Annotated in this window: 20 protein-coding genes; 7 read left to right on the top strand and 13 right to left on the bottom strand. The window is 43.4% G+C overall.

Translation table 11 applies throughout. The features are described from left to right. Positions 1-5 precede the first annotated feature (5 nt). Positions 6-953 carry a cytochrome P460 family protein gene (locus ABDW16_RS15570; RefSeq protein WP_343670912.1) on the bottom strand — a complete coding sequence of 316 codons (948 nt, stop codon included), beginning with the start codon at positions 951-953 and terminating at the stop codon, positions 6-8. Between the two features lie 268 nt (positions 954-1,221). Here ABDW16_RS15570 and ABDW16_RS15575 point away from each other — a divergent pair, with 268 nt between their 5' ends. Continuing rightward, complete coding sequence (locus tag ABDW16_RS15575; protein ID WP_343670913.1) at positions 1,222-2,250, top strand: LytTR family DNA-binding domain-containing protein; 1,029 nt, start codon at positions 1,222-1,224, stop codon at positions 2,248-2,250. A 14-nt stretch (positions 2,251-2,264) separates the two neighbouring features. Here the strand turns inward: ABDW16_RS15575 and ABDW16_RS15580 are convergent, their stop codons facing one another. The 4 genes from ABDW16_RS15580 to ABDW16_RS15595 form a co-directional block, all read right to left on the bottom strand. Further along, positions 2,265-3,122: an AraC family transcriptional regulator gene (locus ABDW16_RS15580; RefSeq protein ID WP_343671012.1), complete on the bottom strand. Its 858-nt coding sequence runs from the start codon at positions 3,120-3,122 to the stop codon at positions 2,265-2,267. A gap of 88 nt (positions 3,123-3,210) precedes the next feature. Then, the gene (locus ABDW16_RS15585) at positions 3,211-5,382 is read right to left on the bottom strand and encodes a glycosyl hydrolase family 18 protein (protein WP_343670914.1); all 2,172 of its coding nucleotides are present in this window, start codon (positions 5,380-5,382) and stop codon (positions 3,211-3,213) included. Between the two features lie 122 nt (positions 5,383-5,504). Then, positions 5,505-6,776: an HAD-IB family phosphatase gene (locus ABDW16_RS15590; RefSeq protein WP_343670915.1), complete on the bottom strand. Its 1,272-nt coding sequence runs from the start codon at positions 6,774-6,776 to the stop codon at positions 5,505-5,507. A 128-nt stretch (positions 6,777-6,904) separates the two neighbouring features. After that, entirely contained in the window at positions 6,905-7,261 is a 357-nt protein-coding gene (locus tag ABDW16_RS15595) for a helix-turn-helix domain-containing protein (RefSeq protein WP_343670916.1), read from the bottom strand. An 89-nt stretch (positions 7,262-7,350) separates the two neighbouring features. Here ABDW16_RS15595 and ABDW16_RS15600 point away from each other — a divergent pair, with 89 nt between their 5' ends. Further along, the gene (locus ABDW16_RS15600; RefSeq protein WP_343670918.1) at positions 7,351-8,121 is read left to right on the top strand and encodes an alpha/beta fold hydrolase; all 771 of its coding nucleotides are present in this window, start codon (positions 7,351-7,353) and stop codon (positions 8,119-8,121) included. A gap of 65 nt (positions 8,122-8,186) precedes the next feature. On the opposite strand, the gene ABDW16_RS15605 is transcribed toward ABDW16_RS15600, so the two are convergent. From ABDW16_RS15605 to ABDW16_RS15615, 3 genes are all read right to left on the bottom strand, one after another. Continuing rightward, positions 8,187-8,615 carry an SRPBCC domain-containing protein gene (locus ABDW16_RS15605; protein WP_343670919.1) on the bottom strand — a complete coding sequence of 143 codons (429 nt, stop codon included), beginning with the start codon at positions 8,613-8,615 and terminating at the stop codon, positions 8,187-8,189. Then, positions 8,612-8,950 (bottom strand): metalloregulator ArsR/SmtB family transcription factor, encoded by a 339-nt coding sequence (locus tag ABDW16_RS15610; RefSeq protein WP_343670920.1) that lies wholly within the window; start codon positions 8,948-8,950, stop codon positions 8,612-8,614. The genes ABDW16_RS15605 and ABDW16_RS15610 overlap by 4 nt, the downstream gene beginning before the upstream one ends. 92 nt (positions 8,951-9,042) lie before the next feature. Then, entirely contained in the window at positions 9,043-11,214 is a 2,172-nt protein-coding gene (locus ABDW16_RS15615) for a glycosyl hydrolase family 28-related protein (RefSeq protein WP_343670922.1), read from the bottom strand. A 127-nt stretch (positions 11,215-11,341) separates the two neighbouring features. Here ABDW16_RS15615 and ABDW16_RS15620 point away from each other — a divergent pair, with 127 nt between their 5' ends. After that, complete coding sequence (locus ABDW16_RS15620) at positions 11,342-11,923, top strand: TIGR00730 family Rossman fold protein (RefSeq protein WP_343670925.1); 582 nt, start codon at positions 11,342-11,344, stop codon at positions 11,921-11,923. A gap of 3 nt (positions 11,924-11,926) precedes the next feature. On the opposite strand, the gene ABDW16_RS15625 is transcribed toward ABDW16_RS15620, so the two are convergent. Then, positions 11,927-12,886, bottom strand: a complete 960-nt coding sequence (locus ABDW16_RS15625) for a GlxA family transcriptional regulator (protein WP_343670926.1) — start codon at positions 12,884-12,886, stop codon at positions 11,927-11,929. 169 nt (positions 12,887-13,055) lie between these two features. On the opposite strand from ABDW16_RS15625, the gene ABDW16_RS15630 reads away from it, so the two are divergent. The 3 genes from ABDW16_RS15630 to ABDW16_RS15640 all read left to right on the top strand — a co-directional run bounded on the left by ABDW16_RS15630 (position 13,056) and on the right by ABDW16_RS15640 (position 14,997). Next, positions 13,056-13,814 (top strand): alpha/beta hydrolase, encoded by a 759-nt coding sequence (locus ABDW16_RS15630; protein WP_343670928.1) that lies wholly within the window; start codon positions 13,056-13,058, stop codon positions 13,812-13,814. Between the two features lie 104 nt (positions 13,815-13,918). Beyond that, on the top strand, positions 13,919-14,461 hold the full coding sequence (locus tag ABDW16_RS15635; protein ID WP_343670929.1) for a hypothetical protein: 543 nt from the start codon (positions 13,919-13,921) through the stop codon (positions 14,459-14,461). Next, complete coding sequence (locus ABDW16_RS15640; RefSeq protein ID WP_343670930.1) at positions 14,458-14,997, top strand: hypothetical protein; 540 nt, start codon at positions 14,458-14,460, stop codon at positions 14,995-14,997. The genes ABDW16_RS15635 and ABDW16_RS15640 overlap by 4 nt, the downstream gene beginning before the upstream one ends. On the opposite strand, the gene ABDW16_RS15645 is transcribed toward ABDW16_RS15640, so the two are convergent. After that, positions 14,998-15,612: a class I SAM-dependent methyltransferase gene (locus ABDW16_RS15645; RefSeq protein WP_343670932.1), complete on the bottom strand. Its 615-nt coding sequence runs from the start codon at positions 15,610-15,612 to the stop codon at positions 14,998-15,000. A gap of 30 nt (positions 15,613-15,642) precedes the next feature. On the opposite strand from ABDW16_RS15645, the gene ABDW16_RS15650 reads away from it, so the two are divergent. Next, positions 15,643-16,101 carry a YcxB family protein gene (locus ABDW16_RS15650; RefSeq protein ID WP_343670934.1) on the top strand — a complete coding sequence of 153 codons (459 nt, stop codon included), beginning with the start codon at positions 15,643-15,645 and terminating at the stop codon, positions 16,099-16,101. Positions 16,102-16,128: 27 nt separating this feature from the next. Here the strand turns inward: ABDW16_RS15650 and ABDW16_RS15655 are convergent, their stop codons facing one another. The 3 genes from ABDW16_RS15655 to ABDW16_RS15665 form a co-directional block, all read right to left on the bottom strand. Next, positions 16,129-16,998, bottom strand: coding sequence for an NAD(P)H-binding protein (locus ABDW16_RS15655; protein ID WP_343670935.1), 870 nt, complete (start codon positions 16,996-16,998; stop codon positions 16,129-16,131). 76 nt (positions 16,999-17,074) lie between these two features. Continuing rightward, a complete protein-coding gene (locus tag ABDW16_RS15660) occupies positions 17,075-17,929 on the bottom strand; it encodes a helix-turn-helix transcriptional regulator (protein WP_343670937.1) in 855 nt (284 codons plus the stop codon). 10 nt (positions 17,930-17,939) lie between these two features. Continuing rightward, complete coding sequence (locus ABDW16_RS15665; RefSeq protein WP_343670939.1) at positions 17,940-18,776, bottom strand: helix-turn-helix domain-containing protein; 837 nt, start codon at positions 18,774-18,776, stop codon at positions 17,940-17,942. Position 18,777: the final 1 nt, after the last annotated feature.

An 18,777-nucleotide genomic window follows, 5' to 3' on the forward strand; every position in this document is an offset into this window, starting at 1 on the left:
TTTGTTTAATCTTTTAGATATAACGGTTTTGTAAATACATAATCATTTTCTTTTAGGGATTTGTGGCAGGAAATACATTCGGTGGTAAATGTAGCCCTTGCGCCATAGGGTTTCAGGTCAATGCCCCGCCATCGGCCCCAGCCCCAGCCAGCTGTATGAGCATACTTTTGAGCATCTCTGATCATAAATTCGACCTGTACAAATTCTCCCGCTGAAATACTTCCATCATTATTGGTCTGTTGTTTCCATGCCGTTTTTGCAAGAATAGCCCCATCCGGCCACGGATTTGTAGTGTGATTTTGTATTGCTTTTACAGCGATATCATTCCCGTAGATCATCCGCACCGTACCATTGTCAAAACGGTCCGAAATGCTGATCACCTGCCAATTGCGATAATCGGGTATATACTCAATCCCATTGGGAGCAGGTTGAACAGATTGTTTTGATGTGTATAGCTTTCCTTTTACAAAATCGGAAAACTGTTGGCTGGCGACCTGGATCTGCAAACTGTCAATTTTCCTGCGAGGTGTTCGCGTCACCAGAAAATCCTTGAACGTCGTAATATCTTTCCCGGAAAGTTTCGCTTTGGAATGAATAGCCGTATAAGAAGGCAGTGGCATTTCTTCCTCCAGGATTTTGTTGAGCGAATAATACAATTTTGCATTCTGTACTGCAGGTTCCAACGAGTCCCATTTTGAAAAATCCAGTGCCGCCCTTCCTTTTAAGACATGATCGTATACAATATAATTAGCAGGTGTCAACTTGTCATACCATCTTAGTTCGGTTTGTGTTGAATGGCAGTCAAAACAGGAACTCCTGATAATGGCATTTACTTCTTTCGGTATTCCGGTCAGGTCATTGACAGGCTCATACTTCGGTACTTCTGGTCCGATGAATTGCAACAATCCTATTAAAGTCGCAACCAGCAACAGTATTAAACTTACTTTTTTCATGATTCCAAACAATCATTTTATTATGTCAAAACTATTATTAATGAATTAGTTATGAAATAAACAGCCGATCAAAGGGAGAAAATAACGGGTAAAAGGGAATAATGGACTTTAAAGCGGAATAGGAAAACATAGGTAAGTTGAAGGCATTTAAGTTTTCACCACTTTATAAAAAAACTAATTTAGCTCCATTGATTTTTTTATAATGACCAAAGCCAAACTATACATCCTTACATTCCTGGTGATTGCCATTGTGTCTACATTGGCAAGCGTGGGAGCATTACATTATTTTTATATAAATGCGAAGGATGCTCTTATAGAAGAGAAAATACAATCCGGTCAACGGGAAATAAGGGAGTTGGGTATCTTACTGGAACAGGAGCTGCTGTCCGGTACGCCATCAGCCAAAGTAATTGATCACCTGCAACAAAGCATCCTGAATACAGATATTCAGAGCGAATTTGTATGTATGTACAATACTGGGGGAATAGAGTTATGTCATCCTAATCCGGCACTGGTTGGAATGAGAATAGAGACAGGTAATTCCAGTTTTTCAAAAGCTGGCAATACGCAAAGTTTCCGGAACTTGCTCCAAAACGGTCAACCTGCTTCTGGTATCAGAACTTTCCCGGAAAATATGAACCGTAGCTCTGAAATTGTAAGTGTTTACCCGGTAAAAGGGACGAACTGGATGCTGGCAAGCCACGCTAATATCAAAGCGTTACAAACACAATTGGATCATTTGTACCAAAGATTTTTAACAGGTTCATTATTAATAACCATTGTCCTTATCGGGAGTTGTTTTTGGCTGATAAGAATAATATATAGAAAACACGAAAAGGAAATAAATATAAAGATCTCCGATCTAAATGATGAAATCAATAATTTGAGTATCATTAACAGACAACTGGAAGTAAAACAGAAAAATATAGTCGATAGCACACCTTCCAAAGAAGAAAATACAAGAAAACGCCTCATTACCTACGAAAAAGACAAAATCATAACCATTGATACAACGGAGATTGTTTACATTGCTCTGAATGAAAATGTCGTTTCAGTACTTACATTTCAAGGTAAAACATATACGCTGAACAGTACTTTAGATGATTTAATGAAGGAATTGGATAATGTAATTTATTACCGGGCCAACCGTCAATACATTGTGAACATCAATGCGATTGAAAGTATATGGATCTATGGGCGTAATCAGTTGCACATAGAAACCAGGCTTAAAAGCCAGGAGCCGATTATCATCAGTAAAAACAAAGTTTCCGAATTTAAAAAGTGGCTGGACCGATGATCAAAAAGCGCTTGTCAATCTGATGATTTATGTGAAACAAGACTGGATGGGGAATACCCAAAATGTTTTTTAAAAGTTGTAGAGAAGTGGGAAAGATTTTCAAAACCAGCTGCCAGGTAAGCATCAGAAGGTTTTATATTCTTTTCTGAAATCAGGTAGCGAGCCTGGCTTAACCTTTTTTCCAATAACCATTTCTGAGGGTAGGTGTTGAATATTTTTTGAAAGTCTCTTTTGAAAGTTGCAAGGCTTCTGCCCGTGAGGTAAGCAAAACGTGCTAATGGAATATTGAACGTAAAACTCTTTAGCATAAATTCGGCAAGGTCAATTTTACCTCTTTCTGAAAAGTTAGCCAATATGCCATCTGTACTTATATCAACAGTTCTGAGTATGGTAATGGCTTCCTGCAATTTAATGTTAGTCAGGCGTTCCGGAAGACTCTCTCCGTGCAAATCGTAATATGGTAAAATTGAGCCAAACAAGCTGATAAGTAAAGGATGTTTTTCTATTCTTTTAGCCTCCCATTTTGGTTTTGAATTTCCGTCAGGCTGATTAAGTGAATAAAATTCTTGCAAAAAGGGCTGAGAAAACAATATGGAAATGGATTTGAATTCCGCATTTTCCGATGGATGCTTAATAAACTTTGCCAACATATTTCTGTAAAACAGAAATGTTTCGCCTTCATGCATGGTGTACGTACCATTGATATCTGTCACCGTCATGCTTCCCGAATAGATGTATACCAAAGCATGTTCTGCAACAGTGTTTTCATTGCTTCTGTGTTCTTGCTCCGTACAGGAGAAGAATATATCCGATTTTGATATGTAATTGATCTGTGCCAGTGGTCTATAAACACATTGATTCTTATAACGAATTTACAAAATATCCTTAGCGTGAAAACTTTAGAATAAAAAAAGCGCTTTCACCATACGGCAAAAGCGCTTTGGGTTTTGTCAATTAAGATTACAAACGTATCAGTTTCACACTCTCCTTCCGCGTACCCACTGCGTTAGAAAGCTTCACTATCCATGTACCTGCTGGTACTTTACTAATATCTACACTTATCATCTGCGCACCCTTTGCGCCCGCTGTATAAATCTTTCTCACTACCGGACCAGTACCATCTACACTCCACAATTCAAGAACCACCTGCTCACCGGCAGCTGCACTTACTTTCACCTGCAATGTACTACCTGTCACAGGATTAGGATATACCGTTACAGGAATTGTATCAGCTGTTGCATAAGTCGTAGTCGTATTGGCTACTCTGGCACTACTGCTGCAGGCACCCAGTGGCTGCCACCAGTAATCAGCTGTACCCGGTGTTACATTGTACAAACCATTCGCCAGTGACACATACAGATAACCATTGTACACCACCTTATCGCCTGCATTGTACACAGCAGGATAAGGCTGGTATGTAGCCACACCTGCACAATTGCCTGTGCCGGTAGAACCGGATACTGTAATGCTCACCGCGCTGCTGGTAGTAGCAGCACCCCCATTATCAGTTGCTTTTGCTGTCAGGGAATAAGTACCTGCGGCCACACTTGTCCAGCTGTAGGTATAAGGAGAAGCTGTAGACGTACCTAACAATGTAGATCCATTATAGAACTCTACCTTAGCAATACTACCATCTGCATCAGTTGCACTGGCAGTAATGCTCACAGTAGCAGGAGCCGTGTAAGAAGCACCTGACGCAGGAGCAGTAAGACTTACAGTAGGCGCCTTGTTACCAGTAGAAGAACCACAATCACTTACATAAGCCCACACCTGGCCATCGCCGGTATGTGTATCAGGTTGTTCATTCTGCGTCCACCATTTAGCAGTATACAATTTATTATTGTACACCACCTGTGCACCACCGAGATAAATACCCGTCGCCGTCCAGGTAGCTACACCACTACAATTACCACCATTATTGCCACCACCTACGGTGATCGTTACGGTAGAACTGGTTGCAGTAGCACCTTTGTTATCCGTTGCTTTTGCGGTAAGGGAATAAGTACCTGCTGCCACACCTGCCCAGCTGTAGGTATAAGGAGCAGCTGTAGCCGTACCTAACAGCGTACTGCCGTTATAGAATTCTACTTTGGCCACACTACCATCTGCATCAGCAGCATTGGCAGTAATACTTACAGTAGCACCAGCCGTAAATGTAGCATTGTTAGCAGGAGAGGTGACGCTCACTGTAGGAGATTGGTTACCTGTATTACCACCGCTTTTCACCAGGTATTCATCATGAATAGCAGACAGCAGTGAATAAGTACCCGTAGCATCCATAGATAATTCCCATATCATGATACCACCGCCCTGATCGTAAGCCAGGTCTGTTTTACTCTTGATAGTCGTAATACCATTATACCCCACGCCATTGTAGGTATCGGCATAAGGGCTGGCACCCCTGGCGATCAGCGCTGCATAACTTTCCCAGGAAGGACGCCCGTAGAAAGGTACACCTAATACTGTCTTGGATGCAGGCAGCCCTTTACCTTTCCAGTAAGAAATGGATTGAGAAGCATAGGTATAGGTAGAGTGATCATAATTATTATAGTCATACGCCATCAGGTTCAGGAAATCTACCTGTGAAAATACGCTGCTGAGTACCCCATCGCCACCAGTACCTACTACCGCAGCTGTTAATAATTTACCCTGGGCATGCAGGGAAGTAGCCAGCGCAGTCATGAGGGATACATAGTTGTTCGCAGAAGTACCTGCATCCGGGTATTCCCAGTCAATGTCAGCGCCATCCAGGTTGTACTGGTTTACGAGGTTCATGATGTTGGTCACGAATGCAGAACGGTAACTACTATTGCCAGCCAGTGTCTCAAAACCGCTGTCATCACCATTGTTCCAGCCACCTACAGAGATCAGCACCTTTACACCGTTGGCATGCGCCAGCGATACAAGGCTCTGTAATTTAGACGGATTATCAAGCGCTTGTAATCCACCGGTGGCTGTAGGTAAAATGAATGCGTAATTGATGTGAGTCAGTTTGCTGTACTGTACAGCATTCACATCTCCCTGCCAGGAGGGCATGTAGCCGATTACTTTGAACTGTGCATGGGACAAAAAGGAGGTGATAAGGAACAAACAGGATAGTATTCCTGCTCTTATCATTTGTTTTGTTGTCATTTATTTGGTTTTTTAGGGATGGTTATTATGAGTATGCACAGTAGTCGTACGAGAGGGGCAACAGTACTATATTTGAGGTAAAAAAAAAGCTCCTGTCTTACAACAGGAGCTTTTTTAAATAATTAGTATAAGTACCTAAACTTAATCGTTCCTTCTATCTCCTTCAATCCCTTCAGCACCTGCTTATCATATTCCGCCGTCACATCCGTAATCACATAACCTATCTGATCGTTCGTCATCAAAAACTGGCTGATAATATTAATACCTCTCTCTGCAAATACCTGGTTCACTTTCGCAATCATACCCGGTACATTCCGATGAATCCCAATCAGGCGATGTGCATTTTCAACTGCCGGTAATTGCAAATGAGGAAAATTACTACTCTTGAAAGTATCTCCATTATTAATAAATCTCGCTACCCGTTTCGCAACTGACAATGGCTTCTTCAAATTGTCGAACACCACAATACCACGGGTCGTACAGGCATCATAAGCAATGTGCGCACCACCATCGCCCATATATCCTATTACTTTCAGCTTAGGCGCCTGGTCCAGCAATGCCTGGTCCACTTTTACTCCCGCTGCTAACAAAAGCATCCCTGCATCCCCAATCGCTTCATTCGAATGCGCTATAGTAAACCCATCTTTTTTCAGGAAATGTACCGCCTCATGATCCACATCGCCCACTACCACACAGGTAATCCTGTTTTTAGGATAAGACAACGCACTGGGTAAGTTATTCACGTACAGGAATTCATCAAAACTCGGTGTCACGTGATCTGCTTTTTCCGCCACCGCCTTTCTACTGATATTCTCTGTAAAGGCAAAGAACTTCCTGATCATCCCAAACTCTTTTAGCTGAAAGTCTGAATGCCCATCCCCGATACCATAAATATCGCCTGCTAATTGCATGTCCTTCAGTAACTTCACCTTACCACCTTCGTCAGAAAGCGGGTTCGTTTCGTCAAAACCTATGATTTTACCATCAGCATCGAACACAAAAGTATTAGCGTATATATTCTCTTTTTTGATATGATAAGGCAGTACCACCGGGGTAATGAACTCCTTGAACCCTCCGGATACTATCAATACATCGTCTGCATGGTGCTTGAAAAACTTCTTATTCCTGGAAAAAGAGACAGATACCTGCTTTTTCAGGTGTTTGATCAGCAACCCCAGGTGCTCTTTGCTGGCTTCCAGGAGCTTCACCCTGCCGGAAAGACTCTCCCTGAAAGACAGTTTCCCTTCCATAGCCAGGTTAGTCAGCTCTTCAATCTTTTTGTAGATGGCCTCCCGCTCCGGGTGGTCCTGTAATGAAATGCGCGCCAGCTCATCCAATGCTTCGACCTGCGTAAAAGTGCTGTCGAAATCAATAATGTAATAGTTTTTATTCACAGATCAATTGGTTTATAGCTACACTCAGTGGGGGTAGCTCCCCAAAACAGGCGCTAAAACTACAAACGAAACGGGAATTTTCTAAGCGAAAAATTAAAAATGCCCGCCCGCAACTTTTTAGGGCGTGCTTACTCCCACCCCTTTTTCCCCCACTGATGCAGGGCCTGCACTATTTCCAGCAGGGCTGCCCCCTTTTCCGTCACCTCATACTTTACCTGGCAAGGCACGGTATCCGGCACATTATACTTAATAGCCAGCCCTTCCGTAACAATCTCGCCCAGTCGCCGGGCCAATACCTGGTCCGAAATAGTAGGAAACACCTTCTTCAGCTGACTAAACTGGTACACCTCCTGAGAGATACAAAAAAGCACCTGCATTTTCCACCGCGGGCTGATCAGCTCCAATACTTCCGACACCTGGCAATGATCTGCCAATACCCGCAGATTGTGTGCATTCATGGAACTTGCTTTGACTTTTGTTGCCATAATTAAATCATTATGCGACTCACTTTGGGGTGAGTTATTGAATACCCAAATGACTACTTCTACTTTTGAGGTACAAAAATATCACAAAAATGAAAGGAAAATTTTTCTATTGTCTGCTGCTATCCTTTGCAGTGGCCGGGTTGAGTCATGCCCAGACTTTCGTGCTGGTACACGGTGCATGGCACGGGGGCTGGTGCTGGAAGGAAGTAGCGAAAGAATTGCAGGCGAAAGGCGCGGAAGTATACACACCCACCTTAAGCGGATTGGGAGAGCACCAACATGTACTCGACACCAGTATCAACCTGGAAACACATATCCAGGATATTGTCAGTTTTATTAACATGCAGGATTTGCATGATGTTATATTGGTAGGCCATAGTTATGCCGGAGCAGTGATAGCTGGTGTAGCAGATCGCATACCCACAAGGCTGAAAAAACTAATCTTCTTAGATGCCATGCTGATTGAAAATGGCAGGAGTGCACTCACTTCACAACCGGCCAACCTCTCTGATAATGTAAGGGCTTCGACTGCATCCAGTCATGGACTGTCCGTACCCGTATGGTCTCCCGAAGTATTTGGGGTGACTGATACAGCACAGGTCAGATGGGTGAGCGCAAGACTGACACCGCAACCATTCAGAAGTTTTGATCAGACACTAAAACTCAACCATCCTTATGGCAATCATTTGCCACTGATCTACATTGCCTGTACCCAGCCGCAGATGGCGCAGTTAAAAGTATTCGGCGATAAGGCAAAAAACAGCAGGGATTGGAGTTATTATGAATTACCAACCGGCCATGATGCAATGATTACAATGCCGGAAGAATTGACGGCATTATTATACAAAATTTCTAACTAGCTGGTCGCAAAAAAGCTATGGCTTTCGCCGAAGGTGAAAGCCATAACTTTTTGAAAGAATTAAAACTATCCTTTTGCCAGATAGTCTTTCAGAGAGATGGTCATGAGATGTGTCCAGCCGCCTCTGAAGCTGTCCACAGCGAAGTCCGGATGTTTAGGGAAGCTATCTAATCCCTCGTGAGTAAGCTTTAACCTGGTTTTATCTCCTTCGTCAAACAGTTCAAATGTAACTGTAGAATAACCTTCATAATCCTTGTATTGCCAACTATATTGCAATTTTTCCAAAGGCACAGCAATAGTCACTTCGCAAAGATGAATGTACTGTTCTCCTTTGTGTCCCTGTCCCGGAAAACTAAATTTAAATCCTTTCTCTGCTTTAAAATCATCGACATTGAAATACCATTGTTTCATCTTTTCCTTGTCAGTAAGGGCCTGCCACACCTTTTCCACGGGCGCATTGAATGTCTCTTCAATTACAACAATAGGATTGCTCATTTCTTTTTGGTTTTACGTGGTGATGAATTGTCTTCAAGAAAGTTTTTCAATGCCTGCATTTTGTGTTTCCAGAACGATTCATACTGACTGATCCATTCCTGTACTTCCTGTAATTTCTCCAGCCGGGCCGCGCAATACCGTTCCCTGCCCTGTTGCCTGATCTCAATCAGACCACACTCTGCTAAAATCTTTATGTGCAGGGAAATAGCCTGTCTGCTCACGTCAAAGTTCTCCGCGATTGCATTGAGATGACGGGGCTCGCGGGAGATCAGGTGAATGATTTCCCGCCTGGTAGGGTCTGCTATTGCCTGGAATACGTCTCTTCTGGCCTCCATAAATAAGCAAGCATTTGCTTGCACAAATAAACAACAAAAAAGGCATATAGACGCCTTTTTAAAAAAAAATTATTTTCGTAGACACGCCTGCATTACCTCACCTGGTAGCCCTCTGCTTTCAAAGCCTTGTGGATATCCATCGTGCCGAACTGGTTATCATGAATAAATAAATTACTCACCACCCTGCCTACACCATAAATAGCCAGACCATTTTTTGCACCACTCACTTTATTTCGTTCGATAATCGCATCCTGTACATCATTTATTTCACCCCCCGGAGATACCCGGATATAGCTTTTTCCACTTAAGACATTCCTTCTTACCAAAGATCCTATGTTCAACCCGGGATATCCTGAACCAATAATGTTAATTTGTTGCTCTCCCCGAAATTTATCTTTCTGACTCACCTGTGGGGTATAAGTGCCATCGCTCAATTCACAATCTACAATGTCAATGTACCAGTTAGGTTGCCGGCCATAATTCACATAAGAGCCTTTGCCTATGATACCTGCACTGCGTTGCATTTTCAATCCTGCGATCACACAGTTTTGGGCAGAGCCATAAAACTGGTAAGCACCGGCATCAGTAGCAGTGTTATTCACAAAGAACAAATGGTCGCGAATGGTAGTGATGCTAATAACTGAACTGGTATCGGGCTGTACCAGAAATGGTTCATCCAGTTCAATCCTGTCTATCGTGTGTTTTACAATTCTTCTGAACTGTCCGGATCCTTTGCCATCAATAATAAACAGCCCTCCGCCAATCCATTTATTGGCAGTCCATTGAAAGGTATTACCATCTTTTCTGAGCATGATACTATTGCCAGTGGCGCCGCCTACCTTTCCAAAATAGCCACCACTACCACCATCCAGGGTCATCACTTCCCGGTCATTGATATAATTGAATGGAGTGCTATTCCTGGCTTCGTATAAATCATAGCTTTCGTCGATGGTGGCACCATACCCATATCCGTTAGTTTGCTTATAGCAGTCTTCGAAGATCAAACCTTCCGGGTGAATTTTCATGTAGGTCTTTACACTACCACCTGTCTTTTCAAATCTGCAACGCTGAATAAATCCACTGACACCTACAAATGAAAACATACCGGCAGATTTGAACACACAATCCCTGACCCTGATACCCGGCCCTTTTAACTGAATCCCTGTCTTATTCCATTTGCTATCCAGTTCAGCAAGGGCATTGCCAATATCTTGCTGTATCACGAGTCTTTCTAATATTACATGTCCTTCTCCACTATTCATGATGATACCTGACGCCCGGGTAGCCTGAATGCTGAGGTCAGTAATACCAAAATGATCCGTACCAGTGATGAGACTAGCAGATGAAACAGGTTTAAAATTCAACACCGTTCCCTTTTGTCCTTTTACGATCACGCCACCAGGAATAACCAGTCCATCTGATAATATATAGTTACCAGCAGGAACGTTTACAACGCCACCGGCATGTGCAGCTGCCAGTGCTTTCTTAAACGCTTCGGTATCATCCTGCGAACCATTCCCCTTTGCTCCGTATGTTTTTACATTGTATGCCTGGGTGGGCCACAACTCTTTTTTTACAATATTGACAGTGAGGGGCGCGCTCCATGCTGTTTTTCCACCCAAACCATTGTGGTAATACAGTTGATATTTACCTGGCTGAATAGTAGCGGGAATAATTATCTTCACTGAATAGTCATCATAACTGCTATCCACTTTTAAGTTGGTTATTTTCCCATTGCTGACCAATGCCACTTGTCCGCCAGCCCCTTTACGAAGCAGGTTCTTCCCCTGTATTCTCAATACATCGCCGGCGGCAGCTGCATTATAACCATTTTCACTAATTACCCAGTTTACAATCGGAACGTTTACATAAAACCCACTGACTGCACCCTTATTATCTGTCATGCGCACACAATAAACACCTTGCTGTAAGCCATCTGGTACAATGACTTTTACCGACTTTTCATTTTGCTGTACTTTATCCACAGGCATCATTCTTTCGCCTGCGGCAATCTTACTGCCTTTGGAATCCGGTAAATGATCGGCCTCCGGCAATGGCACGTATATAGGCGATGAATTATCAACCCGCACATCTGCGAGTCGGCCTATTTCGATTTTTGATATCTGGTCAATACCTTCTCCTCTTATTAACACGGTCTCTCCGGGTGCAGTAGCTGCGGTAGTGACCTGAAAGAGTTGTGGTGTGTTTTGAGCAAATGCAGGTAGATAAAAAATAATGGCGGCTAGTAAAAAGAGACGTTGCATAGCATTACTTGTTTCAGTAAACGAAGGACTGTACTATATATGCGCAGAAACTATGCCATGGTCGTTATTATTTGCATTCAAATACAACAAATCCCAGTACCTTTGCCTTATCAAACCCATCAAAAAAATGAAAAGTATAACGGTCTTTTGTGGCTCCAGCAATGGCACTGACAATATCTTTATGGAACAAGCCTTTCAGCTGGGAAAAACATTGGCAGAAAATAATATCGGGCTGGTATATGGTGGTGCAAAAGTAGGTCTCATGGGCGCAGTAGCAGATGGTGCATTGTCAGCCGGGGGGAGTGTGACGGGAGTGATTCCTGACTTCCTGAGGGCAAAAGAAATTGCGCATACCGGTTTGACAGAATTGCTGATTGTAGATAGTATGCATACCCGCAAGATGAAGATGAATGAACTGTGTGAAGGTGTCATTACACTGCCAGGGGGGTATGGTACAATGGAAGAGTTTTTTGAAATGCTCACATGGGCGCAACTGGGTCTGCATAAAAAACCGATTGGCATATTGAATACCAATGGGTATTATGATGCGATGATTACACTTGTACAAACAATGGTGGATAAAGGTTTTTTGAAAGAGACTTATCAGGATATGATTCTCATTAGTGATGATATCGATACCTTGCTGGATAAAATGAAAAATTATGTAGCACCTACAGTGGGTAAGTGGATTAATAAAGACGAAGTCTAAACATCACAACGCCGTCTGAAATCGTTTCCTGTATTCAGACGGCGTCACATCAAATACTTTCAGGAATACCCGCCGCATATTCTCCCCATTCTTAAACCCACATGCAACAGCGATCTCTTCCTGTGTCAGATGTTGCTCCGTTAAACTCCTGCATGCCGCCTCCACACGCATCTTTTCCATAAATTTCACAGGCGTAATATTCATTTCCTTTACAAACACCCGGGCAAAATTTCTTGGGCTCATCAGCACTTTCTCCGCCAATTCTTCCACAGTTATTTCCGTTTGCAAATTCTCCATGATCCAGTCCACCGCTTCCCTTACCGGCGCATGATCTATAGCCTGCGCTGCAAGTACAGTACTATATTGCGCCTGATTACCGGGTCTTTTTAAAAATAAAACCATTTGCCTGGCAATCTCCAATGCAAACCGTTTTCCCATATCTTCTTCCAGCAATGCCAGCGCCAGGTCCATACCCGTGGTAATCCCTGCGGAGGTATACACATTTCCATCCCTGACAAAAATGGGTGCTACATCTACGCTGATAGCCGGGTAAGCGGCAGCCAGTCTTTCACAAAGACTCCAATGTGTAGTAGCTTTTTTACCATTTAATAAACCAGCTTCTGCCAGGATAAAAGCACCTGAGCAAACGGAACAGATTCTTCTGATCTGCGGCGCCTGTTGCTGAATCCAGGCAATAGCTGCAGGATGGATATTTGTTGGCAGGTCTTTAGGAAGCCCTGCTATGATCAGGGTATCTATAGATTGATGAAATGTGGCATAATTATGCTCACAGGTAATATGCATACCTGAAGAAGTCCTGATCTGATTCGTTTCTTCCAATGACACAATATGCGTTTGGTATACCGGGCCAGCCTTGTCGATAGCTTTGGTAAATACTTCCAGCGGCCCGGCAAAGTCCAGCAGGGTAGAATTGTGCGTGATTAATAAGGCAATGTGTTTCACAAAAAAAGCAACTGATTGGAAATATGTTTCTCTGAAACATAAGTGACTGATTGGAAATACAAATAACCAATTGGAAAATATGTTTCTCAGCAACAAAGTTACCTCTTTTGGCAGGAATTGCAGGTTCTTTGTCTTTCTGCCAACCAGCTATTCCTCCTAATTTTGCTTCATGGAAACAATTCTCTTACTACATGGATGGCCGCAGACCTCGCACATCTGGCGGCATGTAATTCCTGCGCTCTCTGCACAATACCATATACTGGCCCCCGACCTCCCCGGGCTAGGCAATAGCCCTTTTGCATCACAGTACGACACCGCCCATATTGCGCAATTGATAAAGGATTACCTCAATGAGCAACAAGTACTGCAATGTCACGTAGTGGGCCACGATATAGGTGGCTGGGTAGCAGTAGCCTTTGCCTTACAGTTTGAGTCTATCTGTTTATCCCTCACAGTGATGGATGCGGGCATTCCCGGATTGATGCCATTACAGCTATTCCAACCTGATAATGCCGGAAGGGTATGGCAGTTTTATTTCCATGCAGTACCCGACATTCCGGAAATACTGGTGCTCGGCAGGGAAAAAGAATATTTAAACTGGTATTTCAGTCACAAGACCTTTGTAAAAGGGAGTATTGATACCGAAGTTTATTACGAAGCATATAAAGGGAAAGATCGCCTGGCAGCAGGTTTTAATTATTACAGGGCATTCAATACAAGTGCGGTACAGAACAAAACACAATTGAGAAAATTGAAAATACCGGTCATGACTGTAGGAGGGGAGTACGCAGTGGGAGAAAATATGCGGGCGGTAGCAGAGGCGTTGTCAGAAGCAGGGCGAACAGTGGTGATACCGGGCTGTGGGCATTATATCCCGGAAGAACAGCCGGTAGCTGTGGTTGAACTATTGCGTGAGTTTTGGAAATGAGTTGCCACCTACTCAATTATTAATCTTTCATCCCCCCAAATATCCCCCCTCCTGCGCAGCATTACATTTTTATATATATTTATCCCTCTAAAAGACCTATTCCTATGATCGACAATCATGTCATTGATACGGTGATCCCTCACCTGGCTGGTTTGATGTTCACTGCCCCCGACAAATTCTTTGACCAGACCAAAACGGTCGCAGCCCAAATGTCCCCTAAAACACTCCCTGTGTTACGTAGCCGCATGCATGCCAACCTGACTATCCCCGACGATGTAGATCAGTCACAACTGGGCCTTACAGGATGGCTGTCCGCTTGTCAGTACACCATTTTCGAAGTCATTTATCACATCGGTACCCCGGCAGTTCCCATGCTAAAAGAGATTGCCTTTGGCGAATATGACTGGATTCAGGCAAATGCCCTTGACCTGCTCACCCGATTCTACATGGATGGCAAACTAACGGTGGATATCATCGATGAGATTGATTCTAATCTGGGCGACATGCGATATGAATCACATTTATATTACGCACAACATTTGATAGCTTTGAGGCGGAAAGATCAACGATATGAGACGCAGGTGATACAGCGGATTAAAAATCAGGATCTGCATGACGCCATCAAAGAAATCATGGATGAAAGATGACTTATGAACGGCCACTAAACGAACGGGAAGAAGCCTACTTCAAAAGCAAACTACGACACCGCAACTGGTGCAGGATAGCCATCTGGCCATTACTGGGGCTTTTAATCGGCATACTTACACAAGCATGGCAGGGCATCCTTCTCTTTCTTGCCCTTGGTACATGGCTAACATTTTTTATCAACTTTCATTACCGCGAAGCCTGGCGTTTTTTACAAAAGAACCGAATTACCGTGCTGCCCATACGAGCCACCCGGTATCTAAAAGTGAAAGAAGATGACCTGTATCTGTTTCAATTAACAGATGATACGATCATCGCGGTGAATATTTTTGAGAAAGTAGACCCTACAGACGATTTTGAGATTATTACCGGCTATGGCATGCATGAGCAGATCATCTACCGGAAGTTTATACACATCGGCGATCCCATACCACTCGTAGCAGAGATCCGCCATCCCTTGCACAATCCTCCTTTTGAATTGACGGAATATCCAACTTATAGCATTGCACACGGCAAAATTGAAGATCTGCTGGCATAATTATTCCTTCTTGCACTTTATCAAATAAAAAGGGTAGTTCTCCGTTACCTCACTCACCTCAAACAATCCCGCATTCCCAAATTCTGCCTGCACAGCCTCCCTGTCATAAAAGTACATATTCACCCCACCAAACATTTCATACCTGTCCGGGCTAAGGTACCTACCCTGCCCATAAGTAGGCGCGGCCTTCGATATTACTGTAAATACCATATATCCACCTGTCTTCAGTTGTCCATAGCAGTCCCTTATCAGTTTTGCCCGCTCATTTCCATCCAGCAAATGAATCAGTGCATAACAAAACACACCATCATATTGCTCCTGGTCAAAAGGCATCTCCGTTACGGAACCATGATAGATGGTCATCTCTGTTCCATAATGTTTTCGCGCCATCTCTATCGCAGTCCGGGATATCTCAATCCCGGTCACATCCATCCCATTATCCCTGAAAATTTGCGCATTCCGGCCATACCCAAACCCAGGTACCAGCACTTTTTTAACCCCATGTGTCAGGAAGAAATCCTTCGTCAATACAGCTGATTGGGCAGGCTCAAAGCCCCACATCTCCTGCTTTTCGTTAAAACTCTTTTCCCAGAATTCCGGCTTTTCATTTATCATAATTGGCTACCTTTATTAAAATTATTTTGAATGACGTCTTTTTCACACACTTCTAAAATATCTCAACCTGTATATATCAAATTTCTCTACGGATATTTCTATAAAAAACCGGCTATTATTGTCATTCACCTCTTTGGTCTTTACTTCCTTTCAAGAATCATAACCGGTACTGCAGGCATCCCCTCATTTGAATTCTATTTCGTCATTTTCAGCATCATTTTCCCTACCTTAATGGTGTTTATTGACATGAATAAGCCCGGTGTTAAAAAATATGTTTACGCCCCATTACAATACACATTTACGGATAATACCATTCTCATACAAGGGAATAACTTCAAAACCGAACTAAACTGGTCTGCCATACGTAAAGTGAAAGTAATGAAAGACCTCCTTTTTTTCAAAACAAGCAGGACCAATGGCACCCTGTTCGATAAGCATCTCCTCACACCTGATCAACTGGAATTTATCCGGTCCAAAGCAAGCGCTTAAGGCCACCGCATAAATTTTCAGCTGCTTTTAAAAAGCAGCTGAAAACTCTTTTGCAAAATCTTCAATCGTCGTTTTTCCCATTACTTCTGGCGGATGTAAATCATAATCAGATCTCAAAGCGCCGCTGTGAATCGCTGCACCCAGTTCTACCAGCGGAGCCACCTGAAATGGCTGCATTCCCCTGTCCAGCAGTGTCTTTGTCAGCTCCTCATCTGAGAAAGTGATCCACTGCAGATCTGGTTTGCCAATAGCCGCCCCAATGGCCTTTGCTGCAGCACTGGCAGTGATGTCTGTACTGGCTACATAACGCACCGGATCACTTGCTGTTTTTACTAACTCCGCTGCTGCAACAGTTGCAATATCCCGCGGATGTACCATCACTACCTTATCTTCTCCGCCATAATTGGAACCAATAAATCCCGTATGTCTGATCATATCCACAAACCTATACAGGTTGGTATAAAAAGAACCAGGACGTAAATGTGTCACATTACGCAGGGCATTCATCACCTGCTCTGCATGATAAGAGCCGGTGATAAAACCAGTTCCTTTTTCCAAATGCGCTCCCCAGCTGCTGAGGTGTACTACACGCTTTACACCTGCCGCCTTCACAGCTGCTACATAACTATGTGCAATGGTAGTATAATATACAATATGATCCGGCGCCCCAAAATTAGGCGGCTCCATTGCAAACAGTGCATCTGTACCTGTCAAAGTCTTTGTAAGAAAAGCAACATCTTCCAATTTACCAATAGCGGCCTTTGCACCCAGCGCTTCTATTTCCTTTTGTTTTTCAGGATTACTGCTGATGACGGTGACAGCGTGTCCCTGTTGTAATAAATCCTGCGTCAACGGCTTGCCTATGTTCCCAAGAGAACCAGTGATAACAATGTGCATAGTGAATGAATTTTATGGGAACAAAGTTCTATCGAAATAGATTTCCGGGTAAGGGCTGAAAGATGGGAGGATTGGGTTAAATGTCGGAACCTTGTTTATAAGTAGCGGGAGACATGCCGGTTTGATTCTTAAAAAACTTACCGAAGGTAGACTGATCTGCAAAATGCAGCATGTCTGAAATTTGTGAGATATTCAGTGAAGGGCGCTGTAATAAGACTTTCGCTTCCAGGGTAACCGCTTCTGATATCCAGTCACCAGCAGTTTTACCAGTAACCTCCCGCAGCGTTTCTGTGAGGTGCTTAGGGGTAATAAAAAGCTGGTCTGCATAAAATTTCAGGCTTCGCTCCTGCATGCAATGAGTATTGACCAGTCGCTTGAAATCCGCTACCAGTATTTGCCCCCTGCTTAAATTTGCAGTGGAAGCCACTGTATAAATGGCGGCTATTTCATAAAGCAAACTATTGATCAGGTTACGGAGTACATCATCTTTGTAACGTTGTTCTTCCAGGCATTTTTGTTGTAAAAAACGGATGGAATTAATAATCGGCTGGGATGATGGCAAGTCAATTACACACCTGGCACCCGCCCAGAAGAAACTGAATTTATCAGGATTGACATGATTGTTAGTCGTAATAAAATCTCTTGTAAAGAAGATATCTGCCAGCTCATAATCAGGCGACATGTATTTCCACTGCTTGATCATATGCGGAGACAGTATGACCAGGTTTCCCGGCACTACCTGGTATGTATCCAGGTTGACGCTCACTTCCGCATGCCCCCTCACACATACCCCCAGTTTGTAATAATTACTGCGGTAAGGCTGATCGATAGCGATCTTCGGAAACGCAGTCTTTTGTCCAAGAAAGAAGACTCCCTGTGCATCGTTGGTAGTCAGCTCGCCGAGTTGATATGTGGGAATGTGGTGGCTCATGTAGGTAAATTTACGGATTATTCTCCCATCCCACCATTTCTCTGTACACCACTGGCGATACCTCTGCATTATTCTTAAAAAACCGGCTGAAATAAAACTCATCATTAAAACCCAACTCAAATGCAATCCGCTTCACCGGCTTGGCAGTCATATACAATTCCCGCTTAGCCTCCGTCATAATCCTTTCCGCAATCAGGTTACCCAGTGTTCTGTTGAAATGCGTCTTACTCAACCTGTTCAATGCCTTCGGCGTGATATTCAATAAGCCCGCATAATACCCCGGACTATGTTCCTTTCTATAGTATTGTTCTATCGCATCTTTCAATGACTGTAAAATGAAAGGCTCATTACCAACAGGCACCCGCTCTTCCTGCCTTTCCAGTTTCATCCTGGATGCATTGATCAGGAAGATCTTCAAAAATGCCATCACCACCTCGTATTGCGCCAATGCCGGCCGGGACAACTCCTGTTCGATCTGTTGTACAATATGCAATAAGGCTTCCATTTCAGCAGCCTTTAATTGCATCAAAGGCGGTGCATAAATATTATTAAATAATACACCATTGCAGGCCACTTCATCCTCATGCTGATAAATGCAAAAGAAGTCAGGATGAAAATTGATCAACACTCCTTCTACATCTCCTTTGACCTGGAAAGGCTGATACAGCCCCAATGCCAGTAACGTATTCTCCCCGAAAGCATATTCATACAACTGCCCGCGTCCTTTCGTGACCAACAGGATGGAATAATAATGATATCCCTTCTGCTCCTGCAGCAAGGTACCCGCTTCAAAGCGGGATACCCTGAAAGCCATATTCCCCGTCCGCGAACTGACCAATGTATACATG

It is taken from the genome of Chitinophaga sp. (genome assembly GCF_039596135.1).
GTDB lineage: Bacteria > Bacteroidota > Bacteroidia > Chitinophagales > Chitinophagaceae > Chitinophaga.

Excerpts from the sequence above, each read along its gene's own strand:
- ABDW16_RS15570 (WP_343670912.1), bottom strand. The coding sequence starts at position 953 with ATGAAAAAAGTAAGTTTAATACTGTTGCTGGTTGCGACTTTAATAGGA.
- ABDW16_RS15585 (WP_343670914.1), bottom strand. The coding sequence starts at position 5,382 with ATGACAACAAAACAAATGATAAGAGCAGGAATACTATCCTGTTTGTTC.
- ABDW16_RS15595 (WP_343670916.1), bottom strand. The coding sequence starts at position 7,261 with ATGGCAACAAAAGTCAAAGCAAGTTCCATGAATGCACACAATCTGCGG.
- ABDW16_RS15600 (WP_343670918.1), top strand. The coding sequence starts at position 7,351 with ATGAAAGGAAAATTTTTCTATTGTCTGCTGCTATCCTTTGCAGTGGCC.
- ABDW16_RS15605 (WP_343670919.1), bottom strand. The coding sequence starts at position 8,615 with ATGAGCAATCCTATTGTTGTAATTGAAGAGACATTCAATGCGCCCGTG.
- ABDW16_RS15610 (WP_343670920.1), bottom strand. The coding sequence starts at position 8,950 with ATGGAGGCCAGAAGAGACGTATTCCAGGCAATAGCAGACCCTACCAGG.
- ABDW16_RS15615 (WP_343670922.1), bottom strand. The coding sequence starts at position 11,214 with ATGCAACGTCTCTTTTTACTAGCCGCCATTATTTTTTATCTACCTGCA.
- ABDW16_RS15620 (WP_343670925.1), top strand. The coding sequence starts at position 11,342 with ATGAAAAGTATAACGGTCTTTTGTGGCTCCAGCAATGGCACTGACAAT.
- ABDW16_RS15630 (WP_343670928.1), top strand. The coding sequence starts at position 13,056 with ATGGAAACAATTCTCTTACTACATGGATGGCCGCAGACCTCGCACATC.
- ABDW16_RS15635 (WP_343670929.1), top strand. The coding sequence starts at position 13,919 with ATGATCGACAATCATGTCATTGATACGGTGATCCCTCACCTGGCTGGT.
- ABDW16_RS15640 (WP_343670930.1), top strand. The coding sequence starts at position 14,458 with ATGACTTATGAACGGCCACTAAACGAACGGGAAGAAGCCTACTTCAAA.
- ABDW16_RS15645 (WP_343670932.1), bottom strand. The coding sequence starts at position 15,612 with ATGATAAATGAAAAGCCGGAATTCTGGGAAAAGAGTTTTAACGAAAAG.
- ABDW16_RS15650 (WP_343670934.1), top strand. The coding sequence starts at position 15,643 with ATGACGTCTTTTTCACACACTTCTAAAATATCTCAACCTGTATATATC.
- ABDW16_RS15655 (WP_343670935.1), bottom strand. The coding sequence starts at position 16,998 with ATGCACATTGTTATCACTGGTTCTCTTGGGAACATAGGCAAGCCGTTG.
- ABDW16_RS15660 (WP_343670937.1), bottom strand. The coding sequence starts at position 17,929 with ATGAGCCACCACATTCCCACATATCAACTCGGCGAGCTGACTACCAAC.
- ABDW16_RS15665 (WP_343670939.1), bottom strand. The coding sequence starts at position 18,776 with ATGTATACATTGGTCAGTTCGCGGACGGGGAATATGGCTTTCAGGGTA.